The organism is Salmonella sp. 32010601201800023SM, assembly GCF_017572235.1.
Lineage (GTDB): Bacteria > Pseudomonadota > Gammaproteobacteria > Enterobacterales > Enterobacteriaceae > Salmonella > Salmonella enterica.
This window is the reverse complement of sequence record NZ_JAGEQS010000001.1, coordinates 533322-550806: the sequence shown is the minus strand read 5'-3', so window position 1 is coordinate 550806 and position 17485 is coordinate 533322. Positions and strand designations below refer to the sequence as shown.

The window sequence follows — 17485 nt, the reverse complement described above, 5'->3', positions numbered from 1 at the left end:
GACTAATTTCGAATAATGTTGAAAAGTTGCTGTTAACCATTGTTCGTAAAAGCAAAAAATAAGCAATGACTATAAGGATTAAAGCTATGGGTTTTCTTTCCGGTAAGCGCATTCTGGTCACTGGCGTGGCCAGTAAACTGTCCATCGCCTACGGTATCGCACAGGCGATGCACCGCGAAGGAGCTGAACTGGCGTTCACCTACCAGAACGACAAACTGAAAGGCCGTGTAGAAGAATTTGCTGCCCAGCTGGGTTCCAGCATCGTTTTACCGTGTGATGTCGCTGAAGATGCCAGCATTGACGCTATGTTTGCAGAGCTGGGTAACGTTTGGCCGAAATTTGACGGTTTTGTACACTCGATCGGTTTCGCGCCTGGCGATCAGCTGGACGGCGATTATGTTAATGCGGTTACCCGCGAAGGCTTTAAAATCGCTCACGATATTAGCTCTTACAGCTTTGTTGCCATGGCGAAAGCCTGCCGCACCATGCTGAATCCGGGTTCTGCGCTGTTGACCTTGTCTTATCTGGGAGCGGAGCGCGCCATCCCGAACTACAATGTCATGGGTCTGGCGAAAGCCTCTCTGGAAGCCAACGTGCGTTATATGGCAAATGCAATGGGGCCGGAAGGCGTTCGCGTCAACGCCATCTCTGCGGGTCCAATCCGCACGCTGGCGGCGTCCGGTATTAAAGACTTCCGTAAAATGCTGGCGCATTGTGAAGCCGTTACGCCAATTCGTCGCACCGTGACCATTGAAGATGTGGGTAACTCAGCGGCGTTTCTGTGTTCCGATCTCTCGGCAGGCATTTCTGGCGAAGTCGTCCATGTTGACGGCGGGTTCAGCATTGCGGCAATGAATGAACTGGAACTGAAGTAAGCGCATTAAGTTTATTAGCGGGCAGCACGGCTGTGCTGCCCCATTCCCCTCACTCACCGCTCATCTCGTTATATAGCGTTCTGATATTTGTTATCACCTAACAATCTTTCATCCCTTTCCCGCATACGCCAGGATAATCCAGCATAAACGATCCGACGCCGAATCATTATCGATCGCCATTTCATCCTCGGGAAACCCTATGGAACAATGCCGAAAAGCGGGTAAAAGCCACTGGTATCATGAAACACAATCCACTATGTCGTCACAAACCCCGCTTTCGCTGATGCCGGAAGCCGCGTATGTTAACGATCGTTTTTTACTGGATTTAACGGTAGCAGAAACCGCGTTGACGCCTTTTGAGTCATGGTTAAAGCCCGCTCGCCAGTTGGCGGATGTCTTATTTCCCCGCACGGTTCTCAACGACCGGCTTCATACGTTTAGCACCTATGAACGTATGAGCACCGCGCTGACCGCCGCTCAGGTATTTGGGGTTCAGCGTTTGTGCCGCTATTATGCCGCGCGTCTGGCGCCGCTACCTGGCCCTGATGCCTCAAGAGAGAGCAATCAACGGCTGGCGCAAATTACGCAATACGCTCGTCAGCTTGCCGGCTCCCCCTCCGTTATCAATACGCGAGCCCGCGAACAGCTTGCAGAGGTGGGATTAACCGCCCGGGATACCGTACTCATCAATCAGATCATTGGGTTTATCGGTTTTCAGGCGCGAGTAGCGGCGATATTTCAGGCGTTTTGCCGTCTGCCCGTGCGCGAGCTGCCCGGCCAGGAGATGCAGCGCTTTGCCAGGGCCGCGCGGTTTCAAAACCCCCAGACAACATGGCGGCCCGCCGCCAGTCTGGTAGAATATTCTCCCGCCCATACCAAAGTTCGGCGGCAATATTCGTCTTCACAATGCCAAATAATGGCGCCGGTACTCATGCGCGATCCGTCTTCATTCGCGTTACTCGAACGCATACTGACCAGCACATTACACACTGCGTCGCTCCCTTCTTTACTTCCACTTATCACGCTCCTCACATCACGTATCAACGGCAGCGCCGCCTGCTTTAACGAACAGGCAACCCAACCTGGCGCGTGGCGCCGCGCTGTTATCACGTTACGCCAGGAAGACGATGACATCGCTCGTTGGGAACTTGAGCCTGCGCTGACACAGGCGATACAATGGCTCACCAGAGCGCCCGATCGCTTTAGCGCCGCGCATTTTTTCCCGCTACTCACCAGGGGAGTTTCATCGGAGCAGGCCATTAATATGTTAGGCTGGTGTGGCGTGTGCGGATGGTTAAATCGTTTAAAAATCGCGTTGGGCGAAACCTATTAACTCATCCATTACTGAAAGAGCGCTTGCTGCGCCAGGCAGAATCGCGTAAAACTGTCAGCCGCTCTTTTGGCTACGAAAATAGACGAATATGTTTCAGGACAACCCGCTGCTAGCGCAGCTTAAACAGCAACTGCATTCCCAGACGCCGCGCGCTGAAGGGGTCGTAAAAGCCACGGAAAAAGGCTTTGGCTTCCTTGAGGTTGACGCGCAAAAAAGCTATTTTATTCCTCCGCCGCAGATGAAAAAAGTGATGCATGGCGATCGTATCGTCGCGGTCATCCACACGGAAAAAGAACGAGAGTCTGCCGAGCCGGAAGAACTGATCGAACCGTTCCTGACGCGCTTTGTGGGAAAAGTTCAGGGTAAAAATGACCGCCTGTCCATCGTGCCGGATCATCCGTTGCTGAAAGACGCGATTCCCTGCCGCGCCGCGCGCGGCGTTCAGCATGAGTTCAAAGAAGGTGACTGGGCGGTTGCCGAAATGCGCCGCCATCCGCTTAAAGGCGACCGTTCGTTTTACGCCGATTTAACGCAGTACATCACCTTTGCCGACGATCACTTTGTTCCCTGGTGGGTTACGCTTGCCCGCCACAACCTGGAAAAAGAAGCGCCGAACGGCGTAGCGACGGAGATGCTTGACGAAGGGCTGGAGCGTCAGGATCTGACCGCGCTGAATTTCGTCACTATCGATAGCGCCAGCACTGAAGATATGGATGACGCGCTATATGCTGAGGAATTAGCGGACGGCAGACTCCAGCTTACGGTGGCTATCGCCGACCCTACCGCCTGGATTGCCGAAGGCAGTAAGCTGGATAACGCCGCGAAAATTCGCGCCTTCACCAACTACCTGCCGGGCTTCAATATTCCTATGCTGCCGCGTGAGCTGTCTGACGATCTGTGTTCGCTGCGCGCCAACGAAGTGCGTCCGGCGCTCGCCTGTCGCATGATCATCGCCGCGGACGGCACCATTGACGATGATATCGCCTTTTTTGCGGCCACCATCGAATCGAAGGCCAAGCTGGCGTACGACAATGTCTCCGACTGGCTGGAAAATAACGGCACCTGGCAGCCGGAGAACGAAGGCATTGCCCAGCAGATTCGTCTGTTGCACCGTATTTGTCTAAGCCGCAGTGAGTGGCGTCATCATCATGCGTTAGTCTTTAAAGACCGCCCGGATTACCGCTTTGTGCTTGGCGAAAAAGGCGAAGTACTGGATATTGTGGCGGAACCGCGCCGTATCGCTAACCGTATCGTAGAAGAGTCGATGATCGCCGCTAACCTTTGCGCCGCGCGCGTACTGCGCGATAAGCTCGGTTTCGGTATTTACAACGTACATACGGGCTTCGATCCCGCGAATGCCGACGCGCTGGCCGCGCTGCTGAAAACGCATGGTCTGCATGTCGATGCCGAAGAGGTGCTGACGCTGGAAGGCTTCTGTAAACTGCGTCGCGAACTGGATGCGCAGCCCTCCGGTTTCCTTGACAGCCGCATTCGTCGCTTCCAGTCTTTTGCGGAAATCAGCACCGAGCCGGGGCCGCATTTCGGTCTTGGTCTTGAGGCTTACGCCACCTGGACCTCTCCCATCCGTAAGTATGGCGATATGATTAACCATCGCCTGCTGAAAGCGGTCATCAAGGGGGAAGCTATTGCGCGTCCGCAGGAAGATATCACCCAACAAATGGCGGAACGCCGTCGCCTGAACCGCATGGCGGAGCGCGATGTCGGCGACTGGTTATATGCACGCTTCCTTAACGATAAGGCGGGGACAAATACCCGTTTCGCGGCAGAAATTATTGACGTCAGCCGCGGTGGTATGCGCGTGCGACTGGTCGATAACGGCGCTATCGCCTTTATCCCTGCCCCGTTCCTGCACGCCGTTCGCGATGAACTGGTATGCAGCCAGGAAAACGGTACGGTACAGATTAAAGGTGAGACGGTTTATAAAGTGACGGATGTCATTGATGTCACTATTGCGGAAGTTCGCATGGAAACCCGCAGCATTATTGCCCGACCGGCAGCGTAACCACGTTGAGCTCGCTTAACGGCCTTTGCTGAGAAGGCAAAGGCCGTTTCTTTTCTTCTTCTCCCTTCCGTCATGCTCTAAGTTTAATCTTATTCAAGCGCCCCATTTCTTGTTATTTTTAGCTGGCGACTATGCTTTTTCCAGAATCTGGATTACATATGAATACATAGATAAAACAATACGTTCAGCCATAATTACCCTTATTTATAACATGGCTAACCTTTCTTTTCGGGCACCTGGCGCTTAAATGGGATGGTACGCATGATGAAACAGATTCAGGAACAAACGGCGCTAAATCCCCTTCACTCTCACTGGCGTCTGGCTGATGACCGCAACGTGCTGTATCTCTCCCCGACAGGTGAAACGGATGCAGAAAAAACGGTTGAGCTATCGCCGGAGCAAGCCGGGCGTATCCGGGAAATAACGGCGATTACGTCCAGTCTGCTGATAACGTTGTTGATAGAAAAACAGGTTACCGCTGTGCACCTGGTAGGCCGTAAGATTAATAACCGTGAATGGGCTGGCAGCCTGGCAACCTGGCCTGATACGCCTGCCGTCGCGCCAACGCAGGCGCAGGAGCTCTCTTTTGCCGAGCAAATCGTATCAGAAGCCAACTCAGTCATTGCGATACTGGATAGTCGGGGAAAAATCTGTCGATTTAATCGGTTATGCGAAGAGTACACGGGCTTAAAAGAGCGAGATGTAATTGGTCAAAGCGTCTTTAAATTATTTATGAGTCGCCGGGAGGCGGTTGCCTCCCGACACTACATTGAGAATTTTTTTCGCAATGGCAATGCCTATGAAATCGAACGCTGGATAAAGACTCGTAAAGGCCAACGCCTGTTCTTATTTCGTAATAAATTTGTCCATAACGGTAGCGGAAAAAACGAAATTTTCCTGATCTGCGCAGGCACGGATATCACCGAAGAAAGGCGGACTCAGGAGCGTTTACGCATACTGGCGAATACAGACACCGTCACCGGCCTGCCCAATCGCAATGCTATTCATGAATTTATTAATCATGCTATTGCCTCGGCTGGCGAGTCGCAGGTGGGTATCGTTTATCTCGATCTGGATAACTTCAAGAAAATTAATGACGCCTATGGGCATATGTTTGGCGATCAGCTCTTACAGGCCGTTTCGCTGGCGCTGTTGAGTTGTCTGGAGGAAGATCAATTGCTGGCCAGACTGGGGGGAGATGAATTCATTGTCCTCGCTGCCCATACGTCTCAGGCCGCGCTGGAAGCAGTAGCCTCACGAATCCTTACCCGTCTGCGGCAACCGTTTCGTATTGGACTTATTGAAGTTTACACGGGATGCGCCATTGGCATTTCGTTGGCCCCCCGGCACGGACAGGACAGCGAAAGTCTCATTCGCACTGCCGACACCGCAATGTATAACGCCAAAGAAGGCGGCCGCGGTCAGTTCTGCGTTTTTTCGCCGGAAATGAATCAGCGCGTATTTGACTATCACTGGCTGGATACAAACCTGCGAAAAGCGCTGGAAAACGACCAGTTACTTATTCACTATCAGCCCAAAATTACCTGGCGCGGCGAAGTACGTAGCCTGGAAGCGCTGGTACGCTGGCAATCGCCGGAACGCGGATTAATTCCGCCGCTGGAGTTCATCTCATACGCCGAAGAGTCAGGACTCATCGTCCCGCTGGGCCGCTGGGTGATTCTGGATGTGGTTCGCCAGATTGCGAAATGGCGCGATAAGGGGATTAACTTGCGCGTAGCCGTTAACTTTTCGGCGCGACAACTGGCCGACCAGACGCTTTTTACTGCGCTTAAACAGGCTTTGTACGATCTGAATTTTGAGTATTGCCCGATCGATGTCGAGCTAACGGAAAGCTGCCTGATTGAAAACGACACGCTGGCGCTATCGGTTATCCAGCAATTTAGCCAGCTCGGCGCTCAGATTCATCTGGATGATTTTGGCACCGGGTATTCTTCGCTTTCTCAACTCGCCCGGTTCCCTATTGATGCCGTTAAACTGGATCAGGCTTTCGTCAGAGATATCCATAAGCAACCGCTGTCGCAATCTCTGGTTCGGGCGATTGTCGCGGTGGCTCAGGCGCTAAATTTACAAGTGATTGCCGAAGGCGTAGAAAATGCTAAAGAAGATGCCTTCCTGACAAAAAACGGCGTCAATGAACGACAGGGCTTTTTATTCGCCAAACCTATGCCCGCCGTTTCTTTTGAACGCTGGTACAAACGTTATCAGACGAAAAAAATGCGTTAATGGCGGCGATAATAGGGAGAGCTGCCTGTGCAGACAGGCATAGCCCTATTTTTCCCTTCTCTTTTCAGATTAATTTCTGCATCATGAATTGAAACCTTTTCTGACATTAAGGATGACAAACATGTCTGATATCGAAGCACAACGAATTGCCGCACGCATTGATACCGTGCTGGATATCCTTGTTGCTGGCGATTACCACTCGGCCATCAATAACCTTGAAATATTGAGAGCAGAGCTGTTAGATCAGGTTAAAGACGGTATCTCGCCATCCCAGGCTCCCGGGTCGCCCTGGGAAATCTGATAGCGATTATTTGTCCGGGATGGCCGTTAGCCCTTCCCGGCTCTCTGACTGTCTGTTGACTCCTCTTAACGAATAAAATTAATACTATGAACTCCCGACAACAATCAATTTTGCAAATGGTGGTTGATAAAGGCCAGATGAGCGTTGCTGAACTGGCGAAAATTACCGGCGTATCTGAAGTCACGATTCGTCAGGATCTGAATACCCTGGAAAAGCAGAGCTATTTACGCCGTGCGCACGGTTTCGCCGTTTCGCTTGAGAGCGATGACGTAGAGACTCGCATGATGACGAACTACACGCTAAAACGCCGACTGGCGGAGTTCGCCGCCTCGCTGGTCAGTCCAGGGGAATCCGTTTTTATTGAAAATGGCAGCAGCAATGCGCTATTGGCCCGGACGCTGGCGGAACAAAAAGATGTCACGATCATCACCGTGAGCAGTTATATCGCGCACCTGCTCAAAGAGACCCCTTGCGAAGTCATTCTCCTCGGTGGAATCTATCAGAAAAAAAGTGAAAGCATGGTAGGGCCGTTGACGCGACAGTTTATCCATCAAGTGCATTTCAGCAAAGCATTTATCGGTATTGATGGCTGGCAGGCTGATACCGGCTTTACCGGACGCGATATGATGCGATCGGATGTGGTTAACGCTGTTCTGGAAAAAGGCTCAGAAGCGATTGTCCTCACCGACAGCTCCAAATTTGGCTGTGTGCATCCCTATCCCCTGGGCCCGCTCTCTCGCTTCCATCGTGTCATTACGGATTCCAGAATTTCCGCCAGCGATCAAATGCAGTTAGAGCATGCAGGGCTGCTAGTCAATGTTATTGGCTCATCCGTTTAAAATATTTCCCGATGGTTTGCCCTATGGCAAATCATCCTCTCTCTAAGACTTTTCTGACATCCCAATTAAGACTATTTACCTGTTGTAACGAGCGTAACGTCGTAAAATTAATATTAGCGAAATAACAGGAAGTGACTATCACCTGCGTGATATACCCCTGCGCAATCAGGTTTTACGGAAAATCTCTTAACAGGTTTTATTTTAACTATAGTTATAGTGAGTTTAATTCCGTGAATCGTTAATTCAGGAGAGAGTATTATGTTTATGACGAGCAAAAAAATGGCCGCTGCTGTGCTGGCAATCACCGTAGCAATGTCTCTGAGCGCCTGCTCAAACTGGTCCAAGCGCGATCGCAACACGGCTATTGGCGCAGGTGCGGGGGCGTTAGGCGGCGCAGTGTTAACGGACGGCAGTACATTAGGCACCCTGGGCGGCGCGGCGGTCGGCGGCGTGATTGGTCACCAGGTTGGAAAATAATCCAGACGTTTAAATATTGAACGGCTCAAAATAATACGTTTATTCTTTTCAGGTCTGGATTACAAAAATAGACAAAGTTGACTTTTACGCCACGGCAATTTACAACCGTGGCGTTTTCATTAGCCGCCAGCTAATTTTACTTTCATTCCTTTAGCTTCCAGCAATGATTTTATCAAGTCGCGTTTATCACCCTGAATTTCAATAATCCCTTCTTTTACTGCCCCGCCACAGCCGCATTTTTTCTTCAGTTCAGCCGCCAGTTTGGTTAATTCCGCATCATTCATCTCGATACCGGTAATCAAACATACGCCTTTACCCTTACGGCCACTGGTTTGACGCTGAATGCGAACGATACCATCCCCTTTGGGACGAACCGGCGCCGTTTTAGGTTCTTCAATGCGCCCCGTCTGTGTTGAATAAACCAGACGACTATTGGAATCGCTCATTATGCCTCCCGTTTCAGTGACGCGTTAATATCCTTCAGCGTTTGCGCCGGATCTACCGATTGCGTAACCGGGCGGCCAATCACCATATAGTCGACGCCGGCGGATAATGCCTGTTCGGGCGTCATAATGCGTCGCTGATCGCCTGCCTCGCTGCCTACGGGCCGAATGCCCGGCGTCACCAGCTTAAATGCAGCGCCAAAGGCCTGTTTAAATCTGACCGCTTCCTGAGCGGAACAGACCACGCCATCCAGCCCGCATTGCTGCGTCAGGCGCGCCAGCCGCTCCGCATGTTCCGCCGGTGACAACGTCACGCCCAGATCGTGTAGATCGCTGGTTTCCATACTGGTCAACACGGTCACGGCAATGAGCAACGGCGCATCTTTACCGAATGGCGCCAGCGCGTCGCGCGCTGCGGCCATCATTCTCGCCCCGCCAGACGCGTGAACGTTTACCATCCAGACGCCCAGGTCTGCCGCTGCGGCGACTGCCCGGGCCGTGGTGTTGGGAATATCATGAAATTTTAGATCAAGAAAGACATCAAACCCACGCTGCTGGAGATCCCGAACGAGTTGTGGACCAAACAGCGTGAACATCTCTTTGCCCACTTTTAAGCGACAATCGCGAGGATCGATTTTATCGACAAACGCCAGGGCTTTATCGCGTTCATGGTAATCCAACGCCACAACGACAGGCGATTCAGTAACAGCGCAGGAAGAAGATGAAGCAGTAAACGTCATGACCAGACCTTCTTGATGATGGGCACCGGAAGTGGCGCAAATTGGATAAACGGCGTGCATTCTACCTGCGGCGCAGGGAAATTAACAGGTTCGATTGACAACCTGATAAGCCTTGGTCGCCGATGTCAGCGTCGTTTCTAGCTTTACATCATTAAGTATGTTGTAACTAAAGTGAAGCTTTTTTTATATACTACTGCCCATCAAGTCCGCGAATAGGTTTAATGGTCGACCATGCCCGGCAGGACGGACAGTGCCAGTACAAGGTATAGGCGGTAAAACCGCATTTCTGACAACGATACCGCGGTTTACTGCGCACCTGCTCGCCAACCATATCACGCAGTACCATCAAGCTTTCTTTCGCTCGCCCTTCTTCCGCCTCGTTGAGATGGTAATCCATCAGCTTATGGAACACCCGCATGGTAGGATGTCGCTGTAGCTGACGCGTGATATAGACTTGAGCTGCGTCACTACCTTCACGTGCTTCCAGAATATCGGCAAGCATTAACTCAGCGCCAGCACCGGTATTCTCCTCAACGGCGCGACGTAAAAACTCCGCCCACTCGGCATTTTTACCGAGCTGTTGATAACAGGTTTGCAGCATCTCCAGCGTTTCGCTGACCAGCTCTTTATCCTGAACGATCACACGTTGCAGGCTTTCGACCGCTTTGGCGTAATCCCCTCTCGCCATATAAACGCGCCCCATCATGATAGACACCCGGGCGCTATTTTTATCTGCGGCGGCACCTTTTTTCAGCAACGCCATCGCGCGATCCATGTCGTCGTTGCCCATCTGCTGTAAAGCTAACTCACAGTAAAAATGGGCGATTTCGATACGCTGTTTATCTTTGCCCAGTTTCACCAGCCGTTCTGCTACTTCGATCGCCTTTTGCCAGTCGCTGGTTAGCTGATAGATTTGCAAGAGCTGCTGTAACGCGCCTACGCGAAATTCCGTTTCGTCGGTAAGTTGGTTAAACATATCTTCCGCGCGGTCATATAAACCGGCGGCCATATAGTCGCGCCCCAGTTGCTGAACAGCCAGTAAACGCTGTTCATAGGTCAATGAAGCGCTTTCCATGAGCGTTTGATGAATACGAATGGCGCGATCGACTTCGCCGCGAGAGCGAAACAAATTACCGAGAGTGAGATGAGCCTCAACGGTGCCGGTATCCTCTTTAAGCATATCGAGGAACAGATCCACCGCTTTATCTTGTTGGTTACTCAGCAGGAAGTTAACCCCTGCGACATAATCGCGCGACAGGCGGTTAGCTTCATCCTGTTTTGTTTGTTGCGCACTTCTGCGACCCATATACCACCCATAGGCAGCGGCTACAGGCAACAGCAGAAATAACAACTCCAACATAAATGATTATTCCTTTACAACCGACGAATCGGCAGGGACCGCAACGTCGGTTGCTGGCGAAAGCTTGTTTTCCAGTCGTTTAATTTTACGTTCAGCGCGGGCAAGGGAAACGCGGACCCGCAGCCAGAACAGGCCGCAAATCAGCCAGCCAATCGCAAAACCGACGGCGAACAGCACAGCAAGCAACGTGGAGATACGATACTCCCCTTGCGCCAGCAGGTAGTTAAACGTCACCTGTTGATCATTCTGCGCGCCCAGCGTCACCGAAATAACAAAAATCGCCAATACCAGTAAGAAAATGAGTAAATATTTCACATTACTTCCCGTTATGTGGTTTGCGCGAATAAATCGTGTCCAACTTACCGCATCCAGCCTTCTAAATTACCATTTTCCCGCCTCGCGCGAAATGGAAATGCGCCCGCCATCAGATGATTTAAGGGCAATAGTCAGAAAATCAACCGTTGTCAGCTTTCCTGCTCGCGTTCAGCAATTTCTTGCGCTTCTTCACGAGGCGGCATAAGCGGCCCGCAAATTCGCTGCGCCAGCCAGGTCGCCAGGGTAACTAATAGCCAGGAGATGAGCGTGGCGACCACTAAATCTCGCGGCCAGTGCATTCCCAGAAGCAAACGGCTGCCCATTACGCCGGTCGCCCAGACTAACAAAAACGCGATGGTGAAAGTCCGTCTGCGCGGCCATAACAGACCCACGGCCAAAAGCGCCCAGCTCGCTGCAAACATGGTGTGTCCGGAGGGAAACGCAAAGCCCGTCTCTTTTTGCCAGTGCTGACGCAGGAAAACGGGGATGTTCTGTTGCCCGGCCAACTGCTCTTTCACTAAATGTCCGCGTTCTGTACGCTTTAAAGTGTAGAACTCATCGACGGGAATATGGTGCGTTTTTTCAAGCCAGACCACAAATGGCCGCGGCTCCTGTACGCGCTCCTTTACCCATGACTTCACGCCCTGCCCGACGATAATCGCCCCGCCGAGAATCGCAAACAGCATAATGGCGGCGCGCAGGCGAAATCGCAGGCACCATAAGAACCATCCACAAAGAATCACATGCGTGATAACGCCCCAGGGTTTGGTCACGGTTTCCGTTATCCAGAATAGCGTTTTTAGCCACCAGACCTGATGTCCTGGCTGCCACTGCCAGCCTGATACCCATACGGCAAGCGGCATGATAAGCAACAGGGCGGCTCCTGCCGCGGTGCGCTTCGCAATTGAAAGCATGGATGCTCCTTTTATAAGTAAGTATCACAATCATAACTGAAAATTCTCGCCGGACTGGAAAATTGACAAATTTGTGCCATTCCTGAGCAATTACGTGGTAGTGATTAGGTGATGACCGCTGCCTTATGGCAAAATAGCGGGATACAGGCCAACAGGCGACGACACCGCAGGCGTCAGCATAATCTGGAGAAATACATGCAGCTTAAACGTGTGGCAGAAGCCAAACTGCCAACCCCATTGGGTGACTTTCTGATGGTGGGATTTGAAGAACTGGCAACCGGACACGACCATGCCGCGCTGGTTTTTGGCGATATTTCAGGTAAAACGCCAGTACTGGCTCGCGTTCATTCCGAATGTCTTACCGGGGACGCGCTTTTTAGTCTGCGCTGTGACTGTGGTTTTCAACTGGAAGCCGCGCTGACGCATATTGCGGAAGAAGGACGCGGTATTCTGATTTACCACCGTCAGGAAGGCCGCAATATCGGCCTGCTTAATAAAATTCGCGCTTATGCGTTACAGGATCAAGGCTATGACACGGTGGAGGCCAATCATCAGCTCGGCTTTGCCGCCGATGAGCGTGATTTCACCCTGTGCGCGGATATGTTCAAATTACTCGGCGTGGATGAAGTTCGCCTGCTGACCAATAATCCGAAGAAAGTCGAAATACTGACCGAGGCGGGAATTAATATCGTGGAACGCGTTCCGCTCATTGTGGGTCGTAATCCAAATAATGAGCATTATCTCGATACTAAAGCGGCCAAAATGGGCCACCTGCTAAGCAAGTAAGCCACCGGTATTAAAGCGCGGGCCTGCCTGTTTACGGCAGGCCCGATAAACGGCTTTAGTTCAGCATATTTCTAATGACATAGTGCAAAATGCCGTCATTCTGGTAGTAAGTCAGCTCGGTGGCGGTATCAATGCGACAGCGGCAAGGCACCGTTTCTTTGCTGCCGTCCGATCTCGTTAACGTCACCGGAATGGTCGCGCCAGGGCGCAGGTTTTGCAGATCCGCGATATCAATCACCTCTTCCCCGGTCAGTCCCAGCGTTTTACGCGTTACGCCCTGTGGAAACTCCAGCGGCAGGATCCCCATCCCAATCAGGTTTGAGCGGTGGATACGTTCGAACGACTCGGCGATCACCACGCGAATACCTAACAGCCGCGGACCTTTTGCCGCCCAGTCACGGCTCGATCCCGACCCATACTCTTTCCCGGCAATTACCGCCAGCGGCGTTTTTTCCTGCTGGTAAAGCATCGCGGCATCATAAATCGACATCGCTTCCGTACCCGGCAAATGCCGCGTCATCCCACCTTCGACGCCGGGCAGCATTTCGTTGCGAATACGAATATTGGCGAACGTACCGCGCATCATCACTTCATGGTTGCCGCGCCGTGATCCATAGGAGTTAAAATCCTTCCGCTCAACGCCGTGGTTTTGCAGATAGCGTCCGGCGGGACTGTCCGGCTTGATACTGCCGGCCGGAGAAATATGGTCGGTCGTTACCGAATCCCCCAGCATCGCCAGGATACGCGCGCCGTGGATATCTTTGACGGGTGCAGGCTGGGCCTGCATTTCATCAAAGAAAGGCGACAGGCGAATATAGGTTGAATCCGACTGCCAGCCGTAGGTATCGGACGATTCAACCTGAATCGATTTCCATTCTTCCGTGCCCTCAAACACTTCCGCATACTCTTTACGGAACATATCCGATGATACCAGTTCAACGGCGCGGGCAATTTCCTGCGCCGAAGGCCAGATATCCTTCAGGTATACCGGATCGCCTTTACGATCGTACCCCAGCGGGTCTATCGCGAGGTTAATATTCATGTTTCCGGCCAGCGCATACGCGACCACCAGCGGCGGCGACGCCAGCCAGTTCGTTTTCACCAGCGGATGGATACGCCCTTCAAAATTTCGGTTACCGGAAAGCACGGCCCCTACCGTCAGATCGCCTTTTTTAATCGCGGTCTCAATAGGCTCCGGCAACGGACCGGAGTTCCCGATACAGGTCGTACAGCCATAACCGACCAGGTTAAAACCGAGTTCATCCAGATAAGGCGTAAGTTTGGCCTGCGCCAGATAGTCAGATACCACTTTTGACCCCGGCGCCAGAGAAGCCTTGACCCACGGTTGACGCTTCAACCCCAGAGTTACTGCTTTTTTCGCCAGTAATCCCGCCGCCATCAGCACGCTGGGGTTCGAGGTATTCGTACAGGAGGTGATGGCGGCAATGACGACAGCGCCATCAGGAAGCTGATATGGCTGTCCGTTCATCGTATAGTCAACCGGCTGGCGATCTCTTTGCGCGGTATTCAGCTCCAGCTCGGCGCTGGCGGCAAAGGCTTTCGGCACATCGCCTAACGCCACGCGATCCTGCGGGCGTTTCGGCCCGGCCAGACTGGCTTCGACATCGCCCATATCCAGTTCCAGCGTACTGGTAAATACCGGTTCGTCTCCGGGATTGCGCCACATTCCCTGCGCCTTCGCGTAGGCTTCAACCAGCTCGACCAGATCGTCGCTACGCCCGCTTAATCGCATATATTCCAGGGTGATGGCGTCAATGGGGAAAAAACCACAGGTGGCGCCATATTCCGGCGACATATTAGCGATGGTCGCGCGATCCGCCAACGGCAGCGAATCCAGACCATCACCATAAAATTCAACAAATTTACCCACGACGCCATGCTTACGCAGCATTTGCGTGACGGTGAGCACCAGGTCAGTGGCGGTGATCCCCTCCCGAAGTTTACCGGTTAACTTAAAGCCGACGACATCCGGGATAAGCATCGACACGGGCTGACCAAGCATCGCCGCTTCCGCTTCAATACCACCCACGCCCCACCCCAATACGCCCAGACCATTAATCATGGTCGTATGGGAGTCAGTCCCCACCAGCGAGTCCGGGTAAGCAATCCACTCCCCGTCCTGTAATTCGCTCCAGACGGCTTTACCCAGGTATTCCAGGTTAACCTGATGGCAAATGCCGGTGCCGGGCGGCACCACGCTGAAACGGCTGAATGCCTGCTTTCCCCATTTCAGGAACATATAACGCTCATGGTTACGTTCCATTTCCAGCCGCACGTTTTCTTCAAACGCATCATCATCGCCGAAATGATCGACCGTCACAGAGTGGTCAATAACCAGATCAACCGGCGATAACGGGTTCACTTTCGACGTATCGCCGCCGAGGCGTTTAACGGCTTCACGCATCGCCGCCAGGTCGACAACGGCAGGCACGCCGGTAAAGTCCTGCATCAGGACACGGGCGGGCCGCCAGGCAATTTCACGATCGGCATGGGCATTTTTAAGCCAACCGGCCAGCGCCTGAATATCTTCATCAGTCACAGACTCGCCGTCCTGCCAGCGCAACAGGTTTTCCAGTAACACTTTAAGTGATTTGGGCAAACGGGCGATATCGCCCAGGGATTTGGCAGCCAGCGGCAGACTGTAGTAATGATACGTTTTATCTTTGGCCTGCAATGTATCCTTACTGGCTTCTCGTAGGGTTGACGACATAGCTCCTCCTTAAATGACAGGGTTGCGTTACCCTGATTCTCCACAGGGTTGTATTAAAGATAACACAAACAAAATGTAACGTTTTGATAACAACCCAAATTGCTAAAAGAGGAGAAACCTAACAGGCGAGGAGCGAAGATGAAAAAGCCCGATAAATAACGCATTATCGGGCTTTGACGAGATTAGACGGCAATCCAGATTAACTCGGCCCAGAACAGTAGCGATAATATAAACGCGCCAGTCCATGACCAATACTTTATATTTAACGTTAACATAGGCGACACCAACTGTGTTTAATCAATACTGAGAGGCGCTCAGCACACGGTTGCTGCGGTGTAATAAGACAGCGTTAATAAAACAATAACGCCAATAAAAAGACGGATATTATTTTTGTGACACCTCATCAGCAAAAGCATCAATAAATGCCCGCTGCTGCGGTGTGAGCGTCCAGTGTTGCGGAACAGACCGAAAAACGGTCGTATCCGGGGTGTTATCATCGTCACAAGATTGAATCGGGGGCGCAACCACGCGCTCGCGTTCCGACGTAATGCTCACTTAGCCCCACCAATGCCAGATAACAAACGCTACCACTACCCAGAACAACGCAGAACCCACAAAAACCGCCAGCCATGCTTTACGTTTGAGCTCAGGGTCGCGGCGCGGTTCCTGGTTTTCAGAAGGCATTACTAACCTCATGCTATCGGTATCACTTATCATTTCAGCACCAAACAATCGGTACAATTAATCATCAGATGAGACAAATCCTAAATAAACTTTAGTCAAAAATCCAGTCAATTTACGAATCGTTGCCAGTGAATAAATCAATCTTTTGACTCAAGATAACTATTTGGAAAAAGAAACTGGCGGGACGGGTAATTCAACACTATTTCGCTGATCATTACCCGTAATACTTCGAGGGGTATTGCAAAAGGCGGCTTTGTCTGCCATGCCACTACGAGGCAAACCGACGGTGCTATTACTTTTCAGGCAGCTTTATATCCTGAAACATCGCTTCAATTTCTTCATTAGAACGCAACGCCACCGCCGTATCCACCACATCACGCGTCAGATGCGGCGCAAAACGCTGGATAAAATCATACATATAGCTGCGTAAAAAAGTACTACGGCGAAAACCAATTTTTGTGGTGCTGTGGCTAAAAATATCGTGCGCGTCAACCCGCACTAAATCAGGATCGGCAAGCGGATCGACCGCCATGCTGGCAATGACGCCAACGCCCAGCCCCAACCTGACATACGTTTTAATCACATCCGCATCGGTTGCAGTAAAGACGATCCGCGGCGTTAATCCTGCGCGATTAAAAGCGGTATCCAGTTCGGAACGGCCGGTAAAGCCGAAGGTATACGTCACCAGCGGATACTGCGCCAGCGCTTCAATCGTTATGGAAGACATTGCCGCCAATGGATGATCCGGCGTCACCACTATCGAACGGTTCCAGTGATAGCATGGCAACATCACCAGATCGTCATATAAATGCAGCGCTTCCGTGGCAATCGCGAAATCGGCGTTCCCTTTCGATACCGCTTCCGCAATCTGCGTTGGCGACCCCTGATGCATATGCAGCGAAACGCGCGGGTAACGCTCGATGAAGCCTTTAATCACGCCTGGCAATGCGTAACGCGCCTGAGTATGGGTAGTGGCAATATAGAGCGAGCCTTTATCCGGCCAGGTATGCTCGCCGGCGACCGACTTAATGGCATCGACTTTGGAAAGCACCTCACGCGCAATACGAATAATCTCCTGACCTGCGGGCGTCACCTGAGTCAGATGCTTACCACTGCGGGCGAAAATCTGGATGCCAAGCTCATCTTCCAGCATCCTAACCTGCTTGCTGATCCCCGGCTGGGAAGTATACAACCCCTCAGCGGTAGAGGAGACGTTAAGGTTATGATTAACCACTTCAACAATGTAACGAAGCTGCTGCAATTTCATAATACATCATCCAGATTAGCGCCATCAGGCCATCGTTTATCTGCAGACTTAATCGGGCTGCTAATACGATTTAATAATAAAAAAGGTGTTAACTATAACCACTATATCATTTATATCTGAACTGTATAGCCAGCGCGATAAAATAATAAGCCC

At 51.8% G+C, this 17485-nt stretch carries 16 protein-coding genes and 1 pseudogene; 8 read left to right on the top strand and 9 right to left on the bottom strand.

Annotated features, from left to right (window positions below):
* Positions 1-86: 86 nt before the first annotated feature.
* The 7 genes and pseudogenes from fabI to osmB all read left to right on the top strand — a co-directional run bounded on the left by fabI (position 87) and on the right by osmB (position 8092).
* Entirely contained in the window at positions 87-875 is a 789-nt protein-coding gene (fabI, locus tag J4617_RS02820; protein ID WP_000506501.1) for an enoyl-ACP reductase FabI, read from the top strand.
* A 199-nt stretch (positions 876-1074) separates the two neighbouring features.
* A pseudogene (locus J4617_RS02815) lies at positions 1075-2052 on the top strand (CMD domain-containing protein); the annotation flags it as partial.
* A gap of 244 nt (positions 2053-2296) precedes the next feature.
* On the top strand, positions 2297-4231 hold the full coding sequence (locus tag J4617_RS02810; RefSeq protein WP_017465589.1) for an exoribonuclease II: 1935 nt from the start codon (positions 2297-2299) through the stop codon (positions 4229-4231).
* 261 nt (positions 4232-4492) lie between these two features.
* Positions 4493-6475: a cyclic di-GMP phosphodiesterase gene (gene pdeR / locus J4617_RS02805; protein ID WP_023245456.1), complete on the top strand. Its 1983-nt coding sequence runs from the start codon at positions 4493-4495 to the stop codon at positions 6473-6475.
* Between the two features lie 121 nt (positions 6476-6596).
* Positions 6597-6776 carry a hypothetical protein gene (locus J4617_RS02800; RefSeq protein ID WP_001279854.1) on the top strand — a complete coding sequence of 60 codons (180 nt, stop codon included), beginning with the start codon at positions 6597-6599 and terminating at the stop codon, positions 6774-6776.
* 86 nt (positions 6777-6862) lie between these two features.
* Positions 6863-7615, top strand: a complete 753-nt coding sequence (locus J4617_RS02795; RefSeq protein ID WP_001088594.1) for a DNA-binding transcriptional regulator YciT — start codon at positions 6863-6865, stop codon at positions 7613-7615.
* A gap of 258 nt (positions 7616-7873) precedes the next feature.
* The gene (gene osmB, locus J4617_RS02790; protein WP_000481166.1) at positions 7874-8092 is read left to right on the top strand and encodes an osmotically-inducible lipoprotein OsmB; all 219 of its coding nucleotides are present in this window, start codon (positions 7874-7876) and stop codon (positions 8090-8092) included.
* 119 nt (positions 8093-8211) lie between these two features.
* Here osmB and yciH read toward each other — a convergent pair whose 3' ends face one another.
* The 5 genes from yciH to pgpB form a co-directional block, all read right to left on the bottom strand.
* Entirely contained in the window at positions 8212-8538 is a 327-nt protein-coding gene (gene yciH, locus J4617_RS02785) for a stress response translation initiation inhibitor YciH (protein ID WP_001285199.1), read from the bottom strand.
* Positions 8538-9275, bottom strand: coding sequence for an orotidine-5'-phosphate decarboxylase (pyrF, locus tag J4617_RS02780; RefSeq protein WP_023193180.1), 738 nt, complete (start codon positions 9273-9275; stop codon positions 8538-8540). Before pyrF ends, yciH begins: the two co-directional genes overlap by 1 nt.
* 190 nt (positions 9276-9465) lie before the next feature.
* Positions 9466-10635: a lipopolysaccharide assembly protein LapB gene (lapB, locus tag J4617_RS02775; protein WP_000891378.1), complete on the bottom strand. Its 1170-nt coding sequence runs from the start codon at positions 10633-10635 to the stop codon at positions 9466-9468.
* A gap of 6 nt (positions 10636-10641) precedes the next feature.
* Complete coding sequence (locus tag J4617_RS02770) at positions 10642-10950, bottom strand: LapA family protein (RefSeq protein ID WP_000876301.1); 309 nt, start codon at positions 10948-10950, stop codon at positions 10642-10644.
* 149 nt (positions 10951-11099) lie between these two features.
* Positions 11100-11864 carry a phosphatidylglycerophosphatase B gene (gene pgpB, locus J4617_RS02765; protein WP_000948636.1) on the bottom strand — a complete coding sequence of 255 codons (765 nt, stop codon included), beginning with the start codon at positions 11862-11864 and terminating at the stop codon, positions 11100-11102.
* Positions 11865-12059: 195 nt separating this feature from the next.
* Between pgpB and ribA the strand changes: the two genes are divergently transcribed.
* A complete protein-coding gene (ribA, locus tag J4617_RS02760) occupies positions 12060-12650 on the top strand; it encodes a GTP cyclohydrolase II (protein WP_001176284.1) in 591 nt (196 codons plus the stop codon).
* A 55-nt stretch (positions 12651-12705) separates the two neighbouring features.
* On the opposite strand, the gene acnA is transcribed toward ribA, so the two are convergent.
* The 4 genes from acnA to cysB all read right to left on the bottom strand — a co-directional run bounded on the left by acnA (position 12706) and on the right by cysB (position 17332).
* Positions 12706-15381, bottom strand: coding sequence for an aconitate hydratase AcnA (gene acnA / locus J4617_RS02755; protein WP_017465592.1), 2676 nt, complete (start codon positions 15379-15381; stop codon positions 12706-12708).
* Positions 15382-15563: 182 nt separating this feature from the next.
* On the bottom strand, positions 15564-15656 hold the full coding sequence (gene ymiC, locus J4617_RS22900; RefSeq protein ID WP_223195402.1) for a small membrane protein YmiC: 93 nt from the start codon (positions 15654-15656) through the stop codon (positions 15564-15566).
* A gap of 280 nt (positions 15657-15936) precedes the next feature.
* Positions 15937-16077 (bottom strand): YmiA family putative membrane protein, encoded by a 141-nt coding sequence (locus J4617_RS02750; protein ID WP_213083640.1) that lies wholly within the window; start codon positions 16075-16077, stop codon positions 15937-15939.
* Positions 16078-16357: 280 nt separating this feature from the next.
* Complete coding sequence (cysB, locus tag J4617_RS02745) at positions 16358-17332, bottom strand: HTH-type transcriptional regulator CysB (RefSeq protein WP_017465594.1); 975 nt, start codon at positions 17330-17332, stop codon at positions 16358-16360.
* Between the last annotated feature and the right edge of the window lie 153 nt (positions 17333-17485).